The sequence below is a fragment of the Proteus sp. STS61-E genome, from assembly GCF_040932335.1.
Lineage (GTDB): Bacteria > Pseudomonadota > Gammaproteobacteria > Enterobacterales > Enterobacteriaceae > Proteus > Proteus mirabilis_B.
Genome location: NZ_JBFQGE010000002.1, coordinates 227,680 through 246,918 on the forward strand (window position 1 = coordinate 227,680; position 19,239 = coordinate 246,918).

Annotated in this window: 14 protein-coding genes; 5 read left to right on the forward strand and 9 right to left on the reverse strand. The window is 37.4% G+C overall.

Features of this window, described 5'->3' with window-relative positions; all coding sequences use genetic code 11:
• Window positions 1–106 precede the first annotated feature (106 nt).
• The gene (locus tag AB4J89_RS06930; protein WP_088493275.1) at window positions 107–1,231 is read left to right on the forward strand and encodes a YcbX family protein; all 1,125 of its coding nucleotides are present in this window, start codon (window positions 107–109) and stop codon (window positions 1,229–1,231) included.
• Window positions 1,232–1,578: 347 nt separating this feature from the next.
• Here AB4J89_RS06930 and AB4J89_RS06935 read toward each other — a convergent pair whose 3' ends face one another.
• From AB4J89_RS06935 to pepN, 5 genes are all read right to left on the reverse strand, one after another.
• The gene (locus AB4J89_RS06935; protein WP_088493276.1) at window positions 1,579–1,836 is read right to left on the reverse strand and encodes a colicin E3-like toxin immunity protein; all 258 of its coding nucleotides are present in this window, start codon (window positions 1,834–1,836) and stop codon (window positions 1,579–1,581) included.
• 10 nt (window positions 1,837–1,846) lie between these two features.
• Window positions 1,847–3,172, reverse strand: coding sequence for a colicin E3/pyocin S6 family cytotoxin (locus tag AB4J89_RS06940; protein WP_368468695.1), 1,326 nt, complete (start codon window positions 3,170–3,172; stop codon window positions 1,847–1,849).
• A gap of 604 nt (window positions 3,173–3,776) precedes the next feature.
• Entirely contained in the window at window positions 3,777–4,328 is a 552-nt protein-coding gene (locus AB4J89_RS06945) for a cell division protein ZapC (protein ID WP_088493278.1), read from the reverse strand.
• A gap of 218 nt (window positions 4,329–4,546) precedes the next feature.
• A complete protein-coding gene (pyrD, locus tag AB4J89_RS06950; protein WP_036912193.1) occupies window positions 4,547–5,557 on the reverse strand; it encodes a quinone-dependent dihydroorotate dehydrogenase in 1,011 nt (336 codons plus the stop codon).
• A 204-nt stretch (window positions 5,558–5,761) separates the two neighbouring features.
• Entirely contained in the window at window positions 5,762–8,377 is a 2,616-nt protein-coding gene (gene pepN, locus AB4J89_RS06955) for an aminopeptidase N (protein ID WP_368468698.1), read from the reverse strand.
• 340 nt (window positions 8,378–8,717) lie between these two features.
• Here pepN and pncB point away from each other — a divergent pair, with 340 nt between their 5' ends.
• The 4 genes from pncB (at window position 8,718) to AB4J89_RS06975 (ending at window position 14,665) form a co-directional block, all read left to right on the forward strand.
• Window positions 8,718–9,932 (forward strand): nicotinate phosphoribosyltransferase, encoded by a 1,215-nt coding sequence (pncB, locus tag AB4J89_RS06960; RefSeq protein WP_088493280.1) that lies wholly within the window; start codon window positions 8,718–8,720, stop codon window positions 9,930–9,932.
• A 268-nt stretch (window positions 9,933–10,200) separates the two neighbouring features.
• Entirely contained in the window at window positions 10,201–11,601 is a 1,401-nt protein-coding gene (gene asnS / locus AB4J89_RS06965) for an asparagine--tRNA ligase (protein ID WP_088493281.1), read from the forward strand.
• Window positions 11,602–11,941: 340 nt separating this feature from the next.
• Complete coding sequence (locus tag AB4J89_RS06970) at window positions 11,942–13,054, forward strand: porin (protein ID WP_088493282.1); 1,113 nt, start codon at window positions 11,942–11,944, stop codon at window positions 13,052–13,054.
• Between the two features lie 420 nt (window positions 13,055–13,474).
• The gene (locus AB4J89_RS06975) at window positions 13,475–14,665 is read left to right on the forward strand and encodes an amino acid aminotransferase (protein WP_088493283.1); all 1,191 of its coding nucleotides are present in this window, start codon (window positions 13,475–13,477) and stop codon (window positions 14,663–14,665) included.
• Between the two features lie 153 nt (window positions 14,666–14,818).
• Here AB4J89_RS06975 and AB4J89_RS06980 read toward each other — a convergent pair whose 3' ends face one another.
• The 4 genes from AB4J89_RS06980 to aphA all read right to left on the reverse strand — a co-directional run bounded on the left by AB4J89_RS06980 (window position 14,819) and on the right by aphA (window position 19,205).
• On the reverse strand, window positions 14,819–15,469 hold the full coding sequence (locus tag AB4J89_RS06980) for an MBL fold metallo-hydrolase (RefSeq protein WP_088493284.1): 651 nt from the start codon (window positions 15,467–15,469) through the stop codon (window positions 14,819–14,821).
• Between the two features lie 37 nt (window positions 15,470–15,506).
• Entirely contained in the window at window positions 15,507–16,055 is a 549-nt protein-coding gene (locus AB4J89_RS06985; protein WP_075673124.1) for a YcbK family protein, read from the reverse strand.
• Window positions 16,056–16,384: 329 nt separating this feature from the next.
• The gene (gene ldtD / locus AB4J89_RS06990; RefSeq protein WP_368468702.1) at window positions 16,385–18,112 is read right to left on the reverse strand and encodes a L,D-transpeptidase; all 1,728 of its coding nucleotides are present in this window, start codon (window positions 18,110–18,112) and stop codon (window positions 16,385–16,387) included.
• 379 nt (window positions 18,113–18,491) lie between these two features.
• The gene (aphA, locus tag AB4J89_RS06995) at window positions 18,492–19,205 is read right to left on the reverse strand and encodes an acid phosphatase AphA (protein WP_088493285.1); all 714 of its coding nucleotides are present in this window, start codon (window positions 19,203–19,205) and stop codon (window positions 18,492–18,494) included.
• Window positions 19,206–19,239 lie beyond the last annotated feature (34 nt).

Consider the following 19,239-nt stretch of genomic DNA (forward strand, 5'->3'; position numbering starts at 1 on the left):
ATATTGTTACCACCTAAAATAAAATTGTTGGGCATTATAGCTAATTGTATTACGTTGTCATAAAGTTACTGGCTATAAAAAATAATAATGTCTTTTGGGAGCACTGATGATCAACGTTTCACGCCTTTATATACACCCAGTTAAATCAATGAAGGGAATTCGACTTTCTCATGCATTTGCTCGTGAGAGCGGATTCACGTTTGATCGCGATTTTATGATAACCACCCCAGAAGGGACTTTTATCACGGCACGAAAATTTCCCGTTTTGCTGTGTTTTATTCCCACTGTCATGGCAAATGGTATCTATATTCAAGCACCTGATGGTGAAGGTATTGCTATCACCTATCAAGATTTTGAGACCACATTGCAACCGACAGAAGTTTGGGGCAACCATTTTACCGCGTATGTGGCTCCAGATGAAATAAATCAGTGGTTCAGTCGTTATTTAAAAATGGATGTTCAACTTCGTTGGACTGGCGAAAAATCGACACGCCGAGTGAAAAAAAATCCAGAAACCGCTGTTTCTTTCGCTGATGGCTACCCTTACTTATTAATTAATGAAGCCTCATTTCAATACTTACAACAGCGTTGCCCTGCTTCAATTAATATTGAGCAATTTCGAGGGAATATCCTCATAACAGGTGCAAAGCCTTTTGAAGAAGATACTTGGCAGACTATTCGTGTTGGCTCTGTTGTGATGGATCTGATGAAACCTTGTAGCCGTTGTATCATGACCACAATTAGTATCGATAAAGGCGTGAAACATCCTAACACAGAACCACTCGCAACACTGCAAACATTCCGTAGTGATGAAACGGGTGATGTCGATTTTGGTCAAAATGTCATCATTCGTCAAACTGGTATTATACGTGTGGGAGATACTGTTGAAGTATTAGCTTATAAAGAAGCGAAACAGTATCTTGTAACAGCACCTGTTGAAACACAATCAGCACCTATCATTGAAAACACACAAGAACAGACTGTTAGCATTGAATTTAATGGTGAAGTTTTCGAAGGTAATAACCAAGAAGTTCTGTTAGAGCAGCTTGAAAATAATGGTTATACCATTCCTTATAGTTGCCGAGCTGGCCTTTGCGGCTCTTGTGTTATCCAATTGGATGAAGGTGATGTTAATGCATTAAAAGCTGGCGCAATTAAACGCTCAGGTAAAATCTTAGCCTGTAGCTGTGTTCCTAGCGGGAATGTGAAACTTTCGCTTAATAGAAAATAAAAATCAAATTGATATGAACAAATAAATTAAATAAAAAACTAAATATAAACACAGTTATGTATGATATATATCGTTATCGGTAAACATTAAATTGATTAATTATACCTCACTCATATATAACTGAGTTTATTGAATTCTTAGGGCAAGTAAGCTTCCCCAATATTCATTGCATTGTCAGTCGTTATGGTTTGCCAGAAAAGCATTACCTTATTAAGTATAAAGATAATGGAAAGGATTTTATTGGGGATGAGTGAGTTAAACTCATTTCTTGCTAGGACGGGTCAGGCACAATAAAAAAGCCTCTGTTAAGAGGCTTTTAAAATGATGTAAGTGAATATTGTATATATTTACCATTTATCACGATAAGCAAAACTAATAAAATAGTCATATTTATCTTGTTCAATTTTATGAGTTATATGTTTTTGAATATTGTTAACCCACTCTGTTTCCAAATCAAACTCACCATTATTGATAATATTTTCATCTTGGGGGTTAATAGTTTCATCAATTAGGAAGTCATCATCACCAAAATCTTTGGAATACTCTTCACCAATAAAATCATCAGTTTTTTTATCAAACCAATAAACTCTCAATTTTAATCCCATTATATTGTCCTTACAGATATTTTTTGATACTACGTTTTGGATCAGCAGGCTTTAATTGATTACCCGTTTTTGGATCAAATGCACCAATATGCTGTCCATCACTAGCGCGGTAACCTTCTATTTCCCCATGCTGATAATCCCATTCATAAATTTTACGCCCTTTGTCTCCAATCCAGCGAGTTCGTCTACCTGCACCGCCCTGTTTCGGTGTTTTAGGTTTACTTTCTTTTAATTCACCTAACCCTTTAATATCTTGAGTTTTAGGAGGTTCATGATAACTATGACCACGTTCTTTTACTCCCTGACGAGGTTTATCTTTCTTCCCTGTCGATAAATAAATTGGTTTTATTCCCAATTCCCATGGAAACACCAAAATTATAGGCTCTTTCAGCTTGGACTGCTTTTTCTCACTCTCAGTAAAGAATGTTGGTTGCTGTAAAGGTAAGTTATTAAATCTAGGTATATCGAATACCTTACCTGATAGATATTTATGCCTTTCAGGTTGAGGTAAAGCCGTACCCGTTAATATCGCTACACTACCAATCTGAACTATTCTTTCTTGTTTCTCATTTGGTAAAGTATAAGCAAAAATACCTTTTTCAACTGTTTTTCTCGCTTCAACTACACGAGTTTTAACAGGTGCATCCGTTCTCACTAATTCAATTTGCTTCGTCCCATTAACTACCTGTTCGATTACAGTAGCTGAGGTATTAATTATCCCTTTTTGCTTTGCAATATCTCTTAACTGTGCTTCTTTAGGGATGTTTAATTTCAGCCCTGCCACAGTAAGTGCGGTTTCTTGGTTTTTAGGATACTCTTGGTAAATAACGGCAGGATATCTATCACTCCCTACCCCAACAGGAGGAGAATACAGCATAAGGCCAGCACCTAAACCTAATGCACGCCCTAAAATAGCCCCTAAAGTTTCTGTCACGGACGTTGCACTTGTCGTTGTTATTGCAGGAGTGAATATAGCGACTGGAGCTAATGTGGCTTTATTGATACTCTTTCCTGGTATTAACGTAGACTGTGCAGATATTATTGCTGTATTTAACTCAGCAGGAATACTGATTTGCTGTTTAGATGTCGATGTAAACATTTGAACAATAGAATCATATGATTCAACTGCTTTCTTTAGACTACCACTCATCAGCCCTGCATACGGTAAATAACGCTGAGAATAAATTTTTATTGCTTTGGGTATATCACCTTCCCTGAAAGCATCCATCATCTCTTTGCAATGCTTATCCTTTGTTAAAAATGGACAGTCCATTTTTGCGCATACAGGGCAAATGTTACGTCTCATTACTTCGATCGGTTTGACTCGTTCACTCATATAAATTCCTTTTTATATTCAATCATGCAATGACAATAGTGATCTAATATGAGCAATACACTGTCATTTGACCATTCTGTTTTTTGATACGAGATTTATAAACCGCTTTATTCATAGTTCACATTCAACATTAGGCACGACATAAGAAAATTTCTCTTATTCAAAGTGTCATATTAATAACCACACAAATTCTTGACCAATCATGTCCCCTTTCCATGAAAGAGTATTTTTAATAAAAAAGGGTTATCTTGGCTCAGCCATAATGCTCAGGTAAAATCTTAGCCTGTAGCTGTATTCCTAGCGGTAATGTGAAACTTTCGCTTAATAGAAAATAACACTTATCTTTATCACAAATTAAAAGAAGGTAATTTGCCCTTACATTCTTTTTTATTTTAAATAAAACAGTTTGTTTAATAAGAATTATCTTATTAAAAACTTAATAATGAATTATCAATAAACCTATTTATTTGTTTCTAGGAAAAAGATACAGAAAGAGAGTAATGAAGATTTGATTTTGGGGAGTGTTATTTAGGGTAAATTTGTTTTTAGAATGTTATAAATGATGAGTAACGATAAAAAGAGTAAGTCCTTTTTACTCTTTTTGTTAAATAACTTTCTCGTACAAAAATGATCCTGACTCTGACTCTTTATGATAATCGCTTAACCTGTCATTCATAATTTTTATTGGGTCACAAAAATTAAGTGTTCTATCAAATAATGTTAACTGCGGTTGAGCTAATAAACATAAACAAGCTTGAGCCCCCACTTCAGTCACTAAAAAAAGAGCTGTTTCGCCTTCTTCTTTTAATGAAGCTTCTACCACTTGAGATAAATAAGGGTTGATTTGATTATTGTTAACTTCAAAATACCAACTCTTAGGCATCAGCGGCTTTAAAAAGCGATGGGCTATTAATGCATTTAAAGCTAATTCAGCTCTTGATTCTGATGGCATATCTATTTGTCGAATTTGCTCATCGTATCCATAATAAAGAGCCGCATCATCGACGGTAAAAGATGCTGATTGTCGAGCACTCTCACTCAACATTTTGCTTGGAAAGCGGGAACGAAAAACCATACCATTTGCTAAATCAAGCATTAATTTTTGTTGCTCAACATCAAAATACCAACGCCAGCGATCATCGGGTTTTATTATCACTAATTAATCCCCCTTCGATTCATTCCCTGTTTTATACTCTGATAAAAAATCAAAATTAAATGACCTAAATAAAATATTTAATATCACCTAACAAAAACAGGATTCATTTTACTATTAATTAAGCACAATCAGTGCAATTTAATAAAAAATAACCAACTAGGGGCAATATAAACGAGTTAGGGGCAGAAGAAAAGCCCCTAACTCATTATTAAATGTATTTAGATATGATTAATTATAGATTTGATAAGTGCAGGACCTTGATAAATGAATCCAGAATAGACTTGAATAAGAGAAGCGCCAGCGTCCATTTTTTCTCTTGCTGCTGTTAATGAATCAATTCCACCTACACCAATAATAGGTAATGCACCTTTTAATTCTTCATTTAATTGGCGAATTATTTGTGTACTTTTTGATTGTACCGGGCGACCACTTAATCCCCCAGCTTCATTACAGTGATCTAACCCACTAACTAATGATTTATCTAATGTGGTATTTGTCGCAATAACACCATCAATATGATGACGGACTAAGCTATCTGCAACTTGAATTAATTCTTCATGTGTTAAATCAGGTGCAATTTTAACAGCGACAGGAACATATTTTTGATATTTTCCCTGCAACTCTAATTGTTTATTTTTAATTGCTGATAGCAAATCGTCTAATGCTTCACCGTATTGTAGAGTACGCAAACCTGGGGTATTTGGTGATGAAATGTTGATTGCGATATAACCGGCATGAGCATAGACTTTTTCCATACAAATCAGATAATCATCTTTACCTTGCTCTACCGGGGTATCTTTATTTTTACCGATATTAATACCCAGTACGCCACCATAACGAGATTGTTTTACATTTTCAATTAAGTTATCGACGCCAAGGTTATTAAAGCCCATTCGGTTAATTAAGCCTTCAGCTTCCACTAAGCGGAATAAACGAGGTTTATCATTTCCCACTTGAGGACGTGGCGTCACTGTACCTACTTCAATAAAACCAAATCCCATTGCACCCAATGCATCTATACAATCACCGTTCTTATCAAGACCAGCGGCAAGACCAAGTGGATTTTTAAATGAGAGTCCCATACAGGAAACGGGTTTTGAAGGAAGTGACTGCTGAATAAGAAATTGAAATGGGGAATGAGATAAACGTTTTAACTGACGGAAGGTAAAATCATGGGCACGTTCAGGATCTAGCCGAAACAATGCCTTCCTTACTAAGGAATAATACATACGATCTCCATTGAGAATATCGGGTATTAGGAATGATATGTCTACGACAATTTAAGCGTCGAGCATCATATAGATAAAAGCACGAAAAGTAAACGCTTCAATTTCACAATTCGCCATAAAAAATCCCCAGACTATGCTGGGGATCTAATTATCATGCTGATTTTATATTATTTACTCACTCATAAAGTGATATAAAACGTAATATTAATCAGCTAACGCTTTGGTGATTTTCTCATATAAATCACCTGATAAATTCTCAAGTTCTTTCAGTTTTAATAACTCTGCACGCATTTTTTCTTGGCGTGTTGCATCATAACGTTTGAGACGAATAAACGGCTCAATAAGGCGTGATGCAACTTGTGGATTACGGCTATTTAAATCAATCAGAATTTCTGTCAATAATAAGTAACCAGAACCATCTTCAGCGTGGAAAGCGACTGGGTTATTATTTACAAAGGCACCAATTAACGCACGAGTGCGGTTAGGGTTTGCAAGTGTAAATGAGCGATGAGATAACAGACTACGTACTGTCTGTAACACATCTGCTGCTGGGCTCATGGCTTGTAAACTAAACCATTTATCCATCACTAAACCGTCTTGATGCCATTTATCATCGAATTCTTGTAATAACGCATCTTTGCAAGGTAACTGAGCCATTACAGCAGCATTAAGTGCGGCAAGTGCATCAGTCATGTTATCACTGTTGTGGTATTGCACATCAACAAGTTGATTGCCTGTTTGCTCATTTTCAACTGCTAAATAAGCTAAACAAACATTACGCAAATCACGTTTTGCAATATCATCATGATTAACACGATAAGCACCAATATGCATTGAATGATAAACAGCAGAGAATTCATCTGCCATTTCAGTTGCCAGTGTTGTACGAATAAAACCAAGCGCTTTATGGATGGCAACAGGATCAATAACATTAAATGATTCGCCCGCTTCGACATCTGTTGGTAATGTCAGAATAAGTGCCGCTAATGCAGGGTCAATATCTTTATCAAGTAATACTGCACGGAAAGCATCAACCACCATTTCAGGAAGAATGCAGGTTTCGCCTTTTTGAACTCGAGCAACATTTTCTTTTATATAACGACCTAATAATGCTTGAGCTGCATCCCAACGTGAAAATGCATTGCGTGCATATTTCATTAGGAAAGAGAGTTGCTCATCCGTAAATGGATAATCAAGTTTTACAGGCGCAGAGAACTCACGTAATAAAGATGGGATCGGTTGTTCTGGTACATCGTCAAAGATAAACTGCTGCTCTTCACGTACCACATTTAATACATTAGAAATAGTTTGACCTTGTGAACGCAGAGGGATCACATTGCCTTGGCTATCATATAATTCAATATCTAATGGAATATGTAATGGCTGTTTCTCTGATTGATCGGCTGTCGGTGGCGTCATTTGGCTAACAGTTAAAGTGTATTGCTTTTTATTAGCATCATAACTATCACGAACTGTCAGTTGTGGCGTACCCGATTGGCTATACCAACGACGGAATAAGGTCAGATCAACATTAGAGGCATCTTCCATTGCTTGAATAAAATCGTCACAAGTTGCAGCACTACCATCATGACGATGAATATACATTTGAATGCCAGCTTGGAATTGCTCTTCGCCTAATAAGGTGTGGATCATTCGGATCACTTCTGAACCTTTTTCATATACTGTTAAAGTATAGAAGTTGTTCATTTCGATCACACTATCAGGACGAATTGGATGTGCCATAGGGCTTGCATCTTCTGCAAACTGTGCGGTACGCATCACTCGTACATTATTGATACGATTAACAGAGCGAGAGCCTAAATCAGAGCTAAATTCTTGATCACGGAAAACGGTTAAACCTTCTTTTAGGCTTAACTGAAACCAATCACGGCAAGTAATGCGGTTACCTGTCCAGTTATGGAAATATTCATGACCAATAACAGACTCAATACCTAAGTAATCTTTGTCGGTTGCCGTTTCACTTTTTGCTAGCACATATTTAGAGTTAAAGACATTCAGTCCTTTATTCTCCATCGCACCCATATTAAAGAAATCAACAGCGACTATCATATAGATATCGAGATCGTATTCTAAATTAAAGCGAGATTGATCCCATGCCATCGCATTTTTCAATGATGTCATTGCCCAATCTGCACGATCTAAATTACCTTTATCAACAAAAAGCTCTAAAGCAACTTCACGACCGCTTTTGGTGGTAAAAGTATCTCGTAATACATCAAAGTCACCCGCCACTACCGCAAATAAATAACTTGGTTTTGGATGTGGATCTTCCCATGTTACCCAATGACGACCATCATCAAGTTCACCTTGTGCAATACGGTTACCATTTGACAATAAGTAAGGATACTGTTTTTTGTCTGCTGTAATTGTTGTGGTGTAACGAGCTAATACATCTGGTCTATCTAAATAGTAGGTAATATGGCGGAAGCCTTCTGCTTCGCACTGCGTACATAATGCATCACCAGAAACATACAGTCCTTCTAATGCTGTATTAGCTGATGGATTAATCTCATTAACAATTTTTAATGTAAATTGCTCTGGCAGTTGTTCAATGATGAGTTTGCCGTTTTCTTCTTTATAGTGTGTCCAAGCAACATCATTTACTGCAATTGATTTTAATGTTAAGTCTTCACCATCTAACACTAATGCCGTTGCATCTGAGTTTAGGCGTTTACACTGGCTTATCGCTGTAACCTGGGTATTTTCTTTATCTAAGATAAAATCAAGATGTAAATCGGTGATTGTGTAGTCAGGAGCACGATAATCTTTGCGAAATTTCGCGATTCTTTGTTGTGTCATAGAAAAAACCTTTTAGTTAACACGACTATTTAACGGTTATATTACCAAAGCTTACTCGTCAAAAATCTGTTTAGCCAGTCGAATATTCAATTGAAAACATTAAAAGTCAACAGAATGTTAATAGTTTATTAATACATGTAACCAATTTATTTGGTAAATGATGCTAATATACTCCCAAATTATGTTTAACGTGGTAAACTCATCTAAGTTTTACAGCTTGTTTTTATGTCGCAGAGAAATATTGTTGAATAGTGACGCTTTGTCGTCATATTCGGGTATACTCTCCAACCTTAACGATTTAGCAGACATAAAAACGCTCCGTGAGGATGCTTGACGCGCTATGATTTTAGACGCTACACCGATTATTACATCACTGTTGGATACCGATGCATATAAGCTCCACATGCAACAAGCGGTTTACCACCATTATAGTGATATTCCTGTCGTTGCTGAGTTCCGCTGTCGGAGTGATGAACGTCTAGGTGAATATGCAACAACCTTACGCCATCAAGTTAATATGATGGCAGACCTGTCATTAACGAATGAAGAATTTGACTATCTTCAGAGTCTCCCCTTTTTCAAAAATGACTATCTGCAATGGTTCAAACATTTCCGCTTTAAACCAGAACAAGTCCAAATTTCAGCGACACCTGAAAACCAACTGACGATCAGAATAACAGGCCCTTGGCGCGAAGTTATTCTATGGGAAGTTCCGTTGTTGGCTTTAGTGAGTGAAATTGTACATCGTGCCCGCTCGCCTCAAATCACACCAGATGATGCAGTTAATCAGCTACGTAAATTAATCGATATCTTCTACCGTGATGCTGCTGAGCAACAGGTTGACTTAGCTGATTTTAAGTTGATGGATTTTGGTACTCGCCGCCGTTTTTCTTATGATGTGCAGTGTGCCATTGTGGATGAGCTGAAAAATCATTTTCCTTATCTTATTGGTACAAGTAATTATCATTTAGCTGAACGGATGCAATTAGCTCCAGTGGGAACACAAGCTCACGAGTGGTTTCAGGCTCATCAACAGATTAGCCCTGAACTGGCAAATAGTCAGCGCGCCGCCTTGCAGTCTTGGTTAGATGAATACCCTGATCAATTAGGTATCGCATTAACAGATTGCATTACAATGGATGCGTTTTTGCGTGATTTTGATAAAAACTTTGCAGAGAGCTACCAAGGTTTACGTCACGACTCTGGCGATCCTATTGAATGGGGTGAAAAAGCGATCGCGCATTATGAAAAATTGGGCATTGATCCAATGAGTAAAGTATTAGTCTTTTCTGATAGTCTTGATTTTCAAAAAGCGCTGGTACTTTATAAACATTTCCATAAGCGTATTCGTTTAATCTTTGGTATTGGTACTCGACTCACTTGCAACATTCCTGAAATCACACCGCTTAATATTGTGATTAAGCTGGTGGAATGTAATGGTAAGCCAGTTGCTAAATTATCAGATAGCCCAGGTAAAACCATTTGTGACGACAATGACTTTGTTGACAAGCTACGCAAAGCCTTTGACGTTCCTCTTGTTAAACAAGCCTGTTAATTAGCGAAAAATCTTCATTAATAAAAGAAAGGGTAAAAATTGCCCTTTCTTTTGTCTTACCTCTGCCATAACCGCTACTTTTATCAATATTTCATCTATTTTAATCAATTTATTTTATACAAAAGCTTTTCTCTTCTTTATTGACTCTTTAAACTAAAATTTCCTACTTGTTTCCTGCGCTATTGCAAGTAACATAGAAAAACTGTCCGACAAGGGCAGAATGAATTAACCAAACAATTATTTTAATTAAACGAAGAGAGATTTATTTATGATCGTTGCGCCTGTAGTCGACGTACTGCAAGGCCGTATCGCGGTTGGCGAAGACGTCACCGTTCGCGGTTGGGTACGTACAAGAAGAGATTCAAAAGCTGGTATCTCATTCCTTACCGTCTATGACGGTTCCTGCTTTAATCCAGTACAGGCCATCATTAATAATAATTTACCGAATTATCAAGATGAAGTGCTGCACTTAACCACAGGCTGTTCTGTGGTAGTCACCGGTAAAATTGTTGAATCTCCGGGCCAGGGACAGAACTTTGAAATTCAAGCCACTAGCGTTGTTGTGGTAGGAATGGTCGATGATCCGGAAACTTATCCGATGGCCGCCAAACGTCATAGTATTGAGTACCTACGTGAAGTTGCTCACCTTCGTCCTCGTACTAACTTAATTGGTGCAGTTGCTCGTGTTCGCCACACATTAGCACAAGCACTACATCGTTTCTTCGATGAACAAGGCTTCTTCTGGGTTTCTACGCCACTGATCACAGCGGCTGATACAGAAGGTGCAGGTGAAATGTTCCGTGTCTCTACATTAGATATGAACAATCTGCCACGCACAGATAAAGGCGAAGTCGATTTCAGTGAAGACTTTTTTGGCCGTGAAGCGTTTTTAACTGTTTCTGGTCAGCTAAATGGTGAAACTTACGCCTCTGCATTAAGCAAAGTGTATACTTTTGGTCCAACATTCCGTGCTGAAAACTCAAATACCAGCCGTCATCTCGCTGAATTCTGGATGGTTGAGCCTGAAGTGGCATTTGCTGATCTTAACGATATCGCAGCCCTTGCTGAAAAAATGTTGAAATACACCTTTGCAGCCGTGTTAGCAGAACGTAAAGATGATATGGAATTCTTTGCACAACGTGTCGATAAAGACGCTATCTCACGCTTAGAGAACTTTATCACCTCTGATTTTGCTCAAATCGATTATACCGATGCAGTTACTGTGCTTGAAAACTGTGGTGAGAAATTTGAAAACCCAGTTTATTGGGGTGTTGACCTCTCTTCTGAGCATGAGCGTTACCTTGCAGAGAAACACTTTAAAGCACCTGTTGTTGTGAAAAACTACCCGAAAGATATCAAAGCATTCTATATGCGTATGAATGAAGACGGTAAAACAGTTGCAGCAATGGACGTGTTAGCGCCGGGAATTGGTGAAATCATCGGTGGTTCTCAACGTGAAGAACGTTTAGATATGTTTGATAAACGTTTAGAAGAAATGGGAATGAACAAAGAAGACTACTGGTGGTATCGCGACCTGCGTCGTTATGGCACCGTGCCTCATTCAGGATTTGGTTTAGGTTTTGAACGTTTAGTTGCTTATGTGACCGGTGTCGCAAACGTTCGTGAAGTTATTCCATTCCCACGCACACCAAGAAATGCAGATTTTTAATTTAGTGATTAATTAGTATTCAACTGAAAATTTGCATTGCTGTTTTATTGTACTAGTTTTACTTAAGTGAAGAAGCCAACCTCAAGGTTGGCTTTTTTTATGCATGGCTGTTATTTAATTCAAAAGTTCCCCAAAATACACACTTTGAAATACATAGTTACAATTTGTTACACTTTTTTCGTTTTTGTAGCAAATTGGGGGTAGATAAAATTTTTTACCAATGGAACACTGTCACCCGACACAGACGACACTTAACTCTCATAAATAGTTCCATAAAAATTAAGAAACTATTTCTGGCAGTGGCAAAGGTGTCTGAATAACACCAATGAGGGTAATAATAATGATGAAGCGCAATCTTCTTGCAGTGGTAATCCCAGCTTTAATGTTTGCTGGTGCAGCAAACGCAGCTGAAATGTACAACAAAGACGGCAACAAAGTAGACATCTACGGTAAAGTTGACGTTCGTCATTACTTCGCAGATTCTGATACAAACAGTGATCACGAAAGCGGTGACGCTTCTCGTGCACGTATCGGTTTCAAAGGCGAAACTCAAATCAATAAAGATTTAGTTGGTTTCGGTCGTTTCGAATATGAAATCAAAACTAACACCACTGAAAGCGAAAACTCATCTAAAACTCGTTTCGCTTACGCTGGTTTTAAATTCGCTGACTACGGTTCATTAGATTATGGCCGTAACTATGGTGTAATTTACGACACCAACGCATGGACAGACGTTCTGCCTTTATGGGGCGGCGACTCTATGTCTCAGTCTGACGTTTACATGACTGGCCGTACTACTGGTGTTTTAACTTACCGTAACACTGATATGTTCGGTTACGTTGATGGCCTGAACTTTGCTCTGCAATACCAAGGTAAAAACAACGAAAACACTAACAACAGTAGCAAACGTGTTGATACAGCTAAAGCGAATGGCGACGGCTTCGGTTTCTCTACAGCTTATAACTTAGGCTGGGGCGTAACACTGGGTGGTGGTTACTCTAACTCTGCTCGTACTAACTGGCAAGAACACCACAGTGCTGCTACTGGTAAAAATGCAGAAGCATGGAACTTCGGTGGTAAATTTGCAGCTAACAACGTTTACTTAGCAGCTATGTACGGTGAAAGCCGTAACATGAACTACTACGGTTCAGATGCTCTGATCGCAAACAAAACTCAAAACATCGAGTTAACTGCACAGTATGACTTCGTTGACTTAGGTCTGAAACCATCTTTAGGTTACGTTCAATCTAAAGGTAAAGACTTAGGTACTGCTCAAGGCAACGACCAAGATTTAGTTAAATATATCTCTGTAGGTTCTTTCTACAAATTTAACAAAAATATGACTGCAGTTGTTGATTACAAAATCAACCTGTTAGACGAAAATGACTTCACTAAAACTTACGGCGTTGCTACTGACAACGTAGTTGGTTTAGGTCTGACTTATCAGTTCTAATTACCGCTTAGGTAATTAAACAGTCAAGTTAATTGATTTGAAAAGCAACACTTCGGTGTTGCTTTTTTATTTGTACAATTTAATACGCCTTCTCTCCTCCTTTCCCTTATCTTTTTATTTTATCCCTATATTAATCACGCTTGATTAGCGTTTCTCTTGTGATAGCACTCTCTATGGTTTCCATTTTTGAAATATTCAAAAGTTTATCATACTAAACAATTCTGTCTTTTTAGTGATTATTTTTACATGTTAATGTAATCACAGGATATTCACTTATTTACATCTTGATTTGCTATTTATTCTCACTTAGTTCACAACTTCTTGTTAATTTCTCTACAAACAGTTGGCAAAAAGGCCTCATAGCGTTACTCTTGATACTCATATTTCGGCTTCGTTTTGAGCTTAGGGAACAATTACACTATGTTTGAGAAAATCATTGCTGCACCAGCCGATCCTATTCTGGGTTTAGCTGATAGTTTCCGTTCTGATCCTCGTGAAAACAAAATTAATTTAGGAATTGGTGTTTACAAGGATGAGACAGGTAAAACGCCTGTTTTAACCACCGTTAAGAAAGCAGAAAAATACCTGTTAGAAAACGAAACCACCAAAAACTACCTTCCTATTAGCGGTATTCCTGAATTTGGCAATGTGACCCAAGCACTTTTGTTTGGTGAACAACATCCTATTATCTCTGAAAAACGCGCACGCACGGCACAGGCTCCAGGTGGTACAGGTGCTTTACGTATTGCGGCTGATTTTATTGCTCAACAAACCACAGCAAAACGTGTTTGGATTAGTAACCCAACTTGGCCTAACCATAACAATATTTTCCAAACTGCAGGTCTTGAGATCTGCAATTATGATTATTACGATGCAGAAAATCGTGGGTTAGATTTTGAAGGCATGTTAGCAAGCCTTGCTAAAGCTCAAGCGGGTGATGTTGTTCTGTTCCACGGTTGCTGCCATAACCCAAGCGGTATTGATCCAACTGAAGAACAATGGCGTCAATTAGCTGAACTATCAGCAGAAAAAGGCTGGTTGCCTGTTTTTGACTTTGCATACCAAGGTTTTGCTCGCGGTCTTCAAGAAGATGCTCAAGGCTTACGTCTCTTTGCAGAAAAAAATCCTGAGCTTATTGTTGCTAGTTCATATTCTAAAAACTTCGGTCTTTACAATGAACGTGTAGGTGCATGTACCATTGTCACCAAAGACAGTGACACTGCTGAAAAAGCCTTTAGCCAAGCAAAAGCAATTATTCGTGCAAACTACTCAAATCCACCAGCACACGGCGCTTCAGTGGTAACAACTATTCTTTCTAACCCAGAGTTAAAAGAAGAGTGGATTGAAGAGCTAACAACCATGCGCGAACGTATTCAGCGTATGCGCCAGCTGTTAGTGACTACGCTGCAAGAAAAAGGTGCTAAACAAGACTTTAGCTTTATTATCGACCAAAATGGTATGTTCTCATTTAGTGGTTTAAATAAAGAGCAAGTTGAGCGTTTACGTGCTGAATACGGTATTTATATCGTAGGATCTGGTCGTATTAACGTTGCAGGTTTAACTCTTGAGAATATGGTTCCACTTTGTGAAGCCATTGTTGCAGTACTCTAATTACCTTATCAAGTGTAATGAAGATAAATGCCACGTTGTTTAATAACGTGGCATTTTTATTCAGATCAATAAAAATATAAATCACATTTTTTACTGATAAAAAAAGCTCTTTATAATAAAGAGCTTTCATTTGTTTACTTATATTCGAGAAGATCACCAGATTGGCATTTCATCTTGTAAAAAAGGGTTATATTGGCGTTCATGCCCTAAATTAGACATAGGGCCGTGTCCCGGAATAAACAGATAATCATCGCCTAAAGGTAAGACTTTATTTTTGATTGAAGCAATAAGATCGGCATGGTTTCCACGCGGAAAATCGGTACGACCAATGCTTTCTTTGAATAACACATCTCCCATAGAGATAAGTTTATTCTGATGATTTACAAAAATAATATGTCCCGGTGTATGACCTGGGCAATGTAAAACAGATAACGAAACGGTGTTACCAATTGTGATGGTATCGCCTTCATTTAGCCAGCTATCTGGTGCAAATGACTTTCCGCAAGGGAAATTAAACATACGACACTGTTGTTCTAATTCCTCTAATAAGAAATTATCATCTTTATGAGGACCATAAACAGGAACATTAAAATGCTCAACAATTTGAGAGGTGCCTGCAATATGATCAAAGTGTCCGTGCGTTAATAATACTTTGGTTAATGTTAATTGGCGGGCTTCGATTTCTGCAATAAGCGTTTCGACATCTCCACCAGGATCAACAATTGCCGCTTCCTTCGTTTCATCACACCAAATAAGGGTGCAATTTTGCATATAGTTTGTCACAGGTACAATGTGATACATCATGAATCACTCCACTCTCTATTAACTAATTCTCAATAGATTACCATGAGCGAACAGGTCCTGTATCAATATGCACAAAATTACTTCTTGGATAATAACCTACACCACCCGCTTTCATTCTTAATGCAACTTGACGAACTTTAGAAAGATCAGTGCCCACTAAACGAAAATCCATTGCTTGTCCGCGTGTATGATAACTTTTCTTTGCTACACCACTACTGCTTTGGCGCAAATTATTATTGGTTACTAATGAACGATAACCTGAAATAAGTTCAACAGGCTTATTGTTATTAAGCATCACTTGCAGTAAGTAAATTTGGTCAAACAGTGCGGGATCAATAGTTTTGATTTTGTTTTGACGATAATCTCTAAAAAGGTGATTTAATTTAGCAAGCTCATGTTTGTTATAGCGTTTTCCATCAAAAAACTCGGCTTTAATAGTTTCACCGGTATTTAAATTATTAAAGCGAAGGATTTTTGGACGAGGTGTTGCTAATGAAGCAAATGCATGAGAAGGCAATAACCCTAACCCCACTGCGGCCATACCAAGCCCCAGCCACTTACGGCGGTGTGAATCAATAATATCCATAGTATATGCACTCAAAAAATTATTTCAGGAGGAAGAACCTTTATTATGACAATATTTTTCTCGAATTGTTTCTTATGGTTTGTATAGTATTGTAAATAACGATTCATTTTAATTTATCAGCATTTCAAATCTTATTAATTTAGTTATTTATACTAAGGGCTCTTTTTATCATTCTATTTTTAATAGAAATTTTAAAAATATTTTGTATATTTATTATTCTTTCAGTTTCCTTATTAAAAAATACAATATATAAAAATATCTCATTGATTTATATATAAATAAAGGGTAGCCAATTTAGCCACCCTTTATTCAATTTATACTTTTTTATATTACAAGTATTTCTTAATATTCTCTAAATAGGGTTGTACATTAGTAGTGACTTTGTCATAACCATAAATATCTGAACGATATTGAGGTGCATTTTCCTGAGCCACCCATGCTGTTTGATAATATAAATAAACCGGAATACGTTCAGGAATTGGCGCATATTGAGTTGATCCACGTTTTAATGCTGCATCAATTCTATCTTGTTTCCATCCCGCATCACCCAATAAAATGGAAGCAAGTTCAGACGCTTTATTAACACGAATACAACCTGAACTGATTGCTCTCATATTTTTTGAGAACAGTGAATGGTTTGGTGTGTCATGCAGATATATTGCATCTGAATTTGGCATATTAAATTTATAACGCCCTAATGAGTTTGTTGGTCCCGGAGCCTGCCAAATTCGGTAAGGAAAGTTATTTGCACTCATATTTTGCCAATCAATGTCATAAGGGTTAATAGGGTAAGCATCATTCCCCCACCCTGAATAAATGGTATATCCCTTACGACTAAAGTAACTAGGATCTGCCTTTCCTCTAGGTACAATATCTTTACGAGTCATACTTGTTGGCACATTCCAAGGTGGATTAACCACAACATTATTGAGTGCGCTACTCATAATCGGTGTTTTTCTATCAGGACGACCGACAATGACTTTTGAGTCAAGAATAAGCTCGTTATTCGCATAAAAATAGAGTGAGAAATCAGGAATATTAACCCAAATTCCAGTATTACCAATGGCGGGTGTCAGGCGAAGACGTTGAATATTTAATGCCATAATACTCGCGCGTTGTGCTGGTGTTATATTTAACCATACTCGCGTTTGTCGCCCAATAATACCATCTGGCTCTAACCCATGCGCAGTTTGAAATAATTTAACAGCCGCAACTAAAGACGCATCATAAACAGTTGTCGCTATTTCCTGCTCATTCGCAGCCAGTTCAGGAATTAATTTTAAATTACGTAAAATCTGTCTTAGAGGTACAACTTCTTGTGACGATTGATTTGGCTTTAATGATGTTGTTCCTTGCATTTCTGGCCAAACAACTGAGCTATGTAACTGCTTACGCACTTCCTCTTTCATTAAGTTGTAATAAGGATGGGACGGTGCATAGGAAATAACAAAACTACCTAAGGTGTTATTTTGGATATTTTGCTGTAATTCCACGACTGATTTATCAGTTGGCGATGGTAATGTTTGCATCACATCACGATACAGTAAAGATATGCCTGATTTATTCACTTGCTCAACAAAACTGATATAGCCTAAAAAAGCATCTGATAAAATAAGATCACGTGCTTCTTTTGTTAATTCAGGCGCTCCTAATTGTATTAGCCATTGCCCAAATTGAGGTTGAGTCCCTGACATAGCGGCTTCAGCAATTTGTTGCTGTAATTGCTGTACTATTTTTTCATCTTGCCAGATTAATGCTAAGTTATTCGCTTGGTAAACTTTCGCTAGCTGGGTTAAATATAACGGTTTATATCCCGTTGGGCTCCACGATTGTAGTTTTGTTCTTGCTTCTAACTCAGTCACTTGTGGAACATTCATTGCCACAATTGCAGGTGCTGGCATAGCTTCATTATTTACAGGAACTAATATCGCGTTTTCTGTTTCGGGTGTAGATAAAGTCACTGACTCTGTTTCAGTGGCCATTGCATAATGCCCAGAAAGGAGTGTACCTATAACAACTGAATATGCGATTGCTCTTTTAATTGGTTGATGCGCCATAAATCCTCTACCCTCATCCCTTATTATTATTTTGGTATCCTAGAATATTAGATGAGCTTGGAAAAGAGTTTTATAGGAATAAACTAATATTTTTAAAGTTTTGTAAGCCCCTGATAGAAATTTGATTTTATTTCATCAAAAAAAGACTATTTAAGCGTTTTTATATTCAAAATATATAATTTAAATAAAGACGTAATAAAAGAACAAAAAATAGACAAGTTGAAAATAGCTATTAATGAATAATAAAGAATTGTGAATAGATAATAAGATTATTTAAATGGAAGGTGTCTTAAAATAGAAAATAGAAAATAGAAAATAGAAAATAGAAAAAGGCGTAGTTTCCTACGCCTTACAAATAAAGGTAAACAAAGGGTAAAGATTAGTACTCTGAATTGATAACCACTTCTTCACCAAACTGACCTGCTTTTGGCAGTGGTTGGTAAGAAGAGTTAGCAGCACGCAGAATACGAATACCACGGATGTTCAGCTCATCTGCTGCTGCGATATCTGCATCAGCATCACCGTAGTAAATTTTTAGTTTATGATCACGCATCCAGCTTACTTTGTTATTTGCGCCCGGTTGGTCACCAGCAAAAATAACAGGCTGCATTTTATCAGCAGGAATGTTTAAGCCTTCTTGTACATATTTGGTCACAGTCTCAGTTTTAGTTTGAGTACGACCAGTAATGAAATAAACAGTATCTCCACGTTTTAAGTGCATCTGAACAAGATCGATACCGACTTGTTTAGGCATACTGAATTTATCCCACTCGTTATTCATTTTTTCCCAGAATTCTGGATTTTTCAGGTAGCTGAAATCGTTTGGAGAGTATTCCAGTTTACCACGGTAGAAACCTGGGCTTGAGAACAGAACGGTGTCATCAATATCAAAACCAACCGCCATCGGTGCTTGACCTGCAAGGCTTTTTTCAATATCAGCAACAGAAACCCAATGAATTGGTTGTTGTTGTGCAAGTTGTGCAACGGTAACGCCTGGGCTAACAACTTCTGGCAGATGTACTTTTGCCATTGCTGCGCCGTTTAAGCTTAACGCTAAAGCAATTGCACTAAAAGCTAACGTGACTTTACGCATTCTTTTTCCTTTAAATTTTTATATTAATCACATA

Coding starts and splice junctions, on each gene's coding strand:
- AB4J89_RS06930 (WP_088493275.1), top strand. CDS start 107: ATGATCAACGTTTCACGCCTTTATATACACCCAGTTAAATCAATGAAG.
- AB4J89_RS06935 (WP_088493276.1), bottom strand. CDS start 1,836: ATGGGATTAAAATTGAGAGTTTATTGGTTTGATAAAAAAACTGATGAT.
- AB4J89_RS06940 (WP_368468695.1), bottom strand. CDS start 3,172: ATGAGTGAACGAGTCAAACCGATCGAAGTAATGAGACGTAACATTTGC.
- pyrD (WP_036912193.1), bottom strand. CDS start 5,557: ATGTATTATTCCTTAGTAAGGAAGGCATTGTTTCGGCTAGATCCTGAA.
- pepN (WP_368468698.1), bottom strand. CDS start 8,377: ATGACACAACAAAGAATCGCGAAATTTCGCAAAGATTATCGTGCTCCT.
- pncB (WP_088493280.1), top strand. CDS start 8,718: ATGATTTTAGACGCTACACCGATTATTACATCACTGTTGGATACCGAT.
- asnS (WP_088493281.1), top strand. CDS start 10,201: ATGATCGTTGCGCCTGTAGTCGACGTACTGCAAGGCCGTATCGCGGTT.
- AB4J89_RS06970 (WP_088493282.1), top strand. CDS start 11,942: ATGATGAAGCGCAATCTTCTTGCAGTGGTAATCCCAGCTTTAATGTTT.
- AB4J89_RS06975 (WP_088493283.1), top strand. CDS start 13,475: ATGTTTGAGAAAATCATTGCTGCACCAGCCGATCCTATTCTGGGTTTA.
- AB4J89_RS06980 (WP_088493284.1), bottom strand. CDS start 15,469: ATGATGTATCACATTGTACCTGTGACAAACTATATGCAAAATTGCACC.
- AB4J89_RS06985 (WP_075673124.1), bottom strand. CDS start 16,055: ATGGATATTATTGATTCACACCGCCGTAAGTGGCTGGGGCTTGGTATG.
- ldtD (WP_368468702.1), bottom strand. CDS start 18,112: ATGGCGCATCAACCAATTAAAAGAGCAATCGCATATTCAGTTGTTATA.
- aphA (WP_088493285.1), bottom strand. CDS start 19,205: ATGCGTAAAGTCACGTTAGCTTTTAGTGCAATTGCTTTAGCGTTAAGC.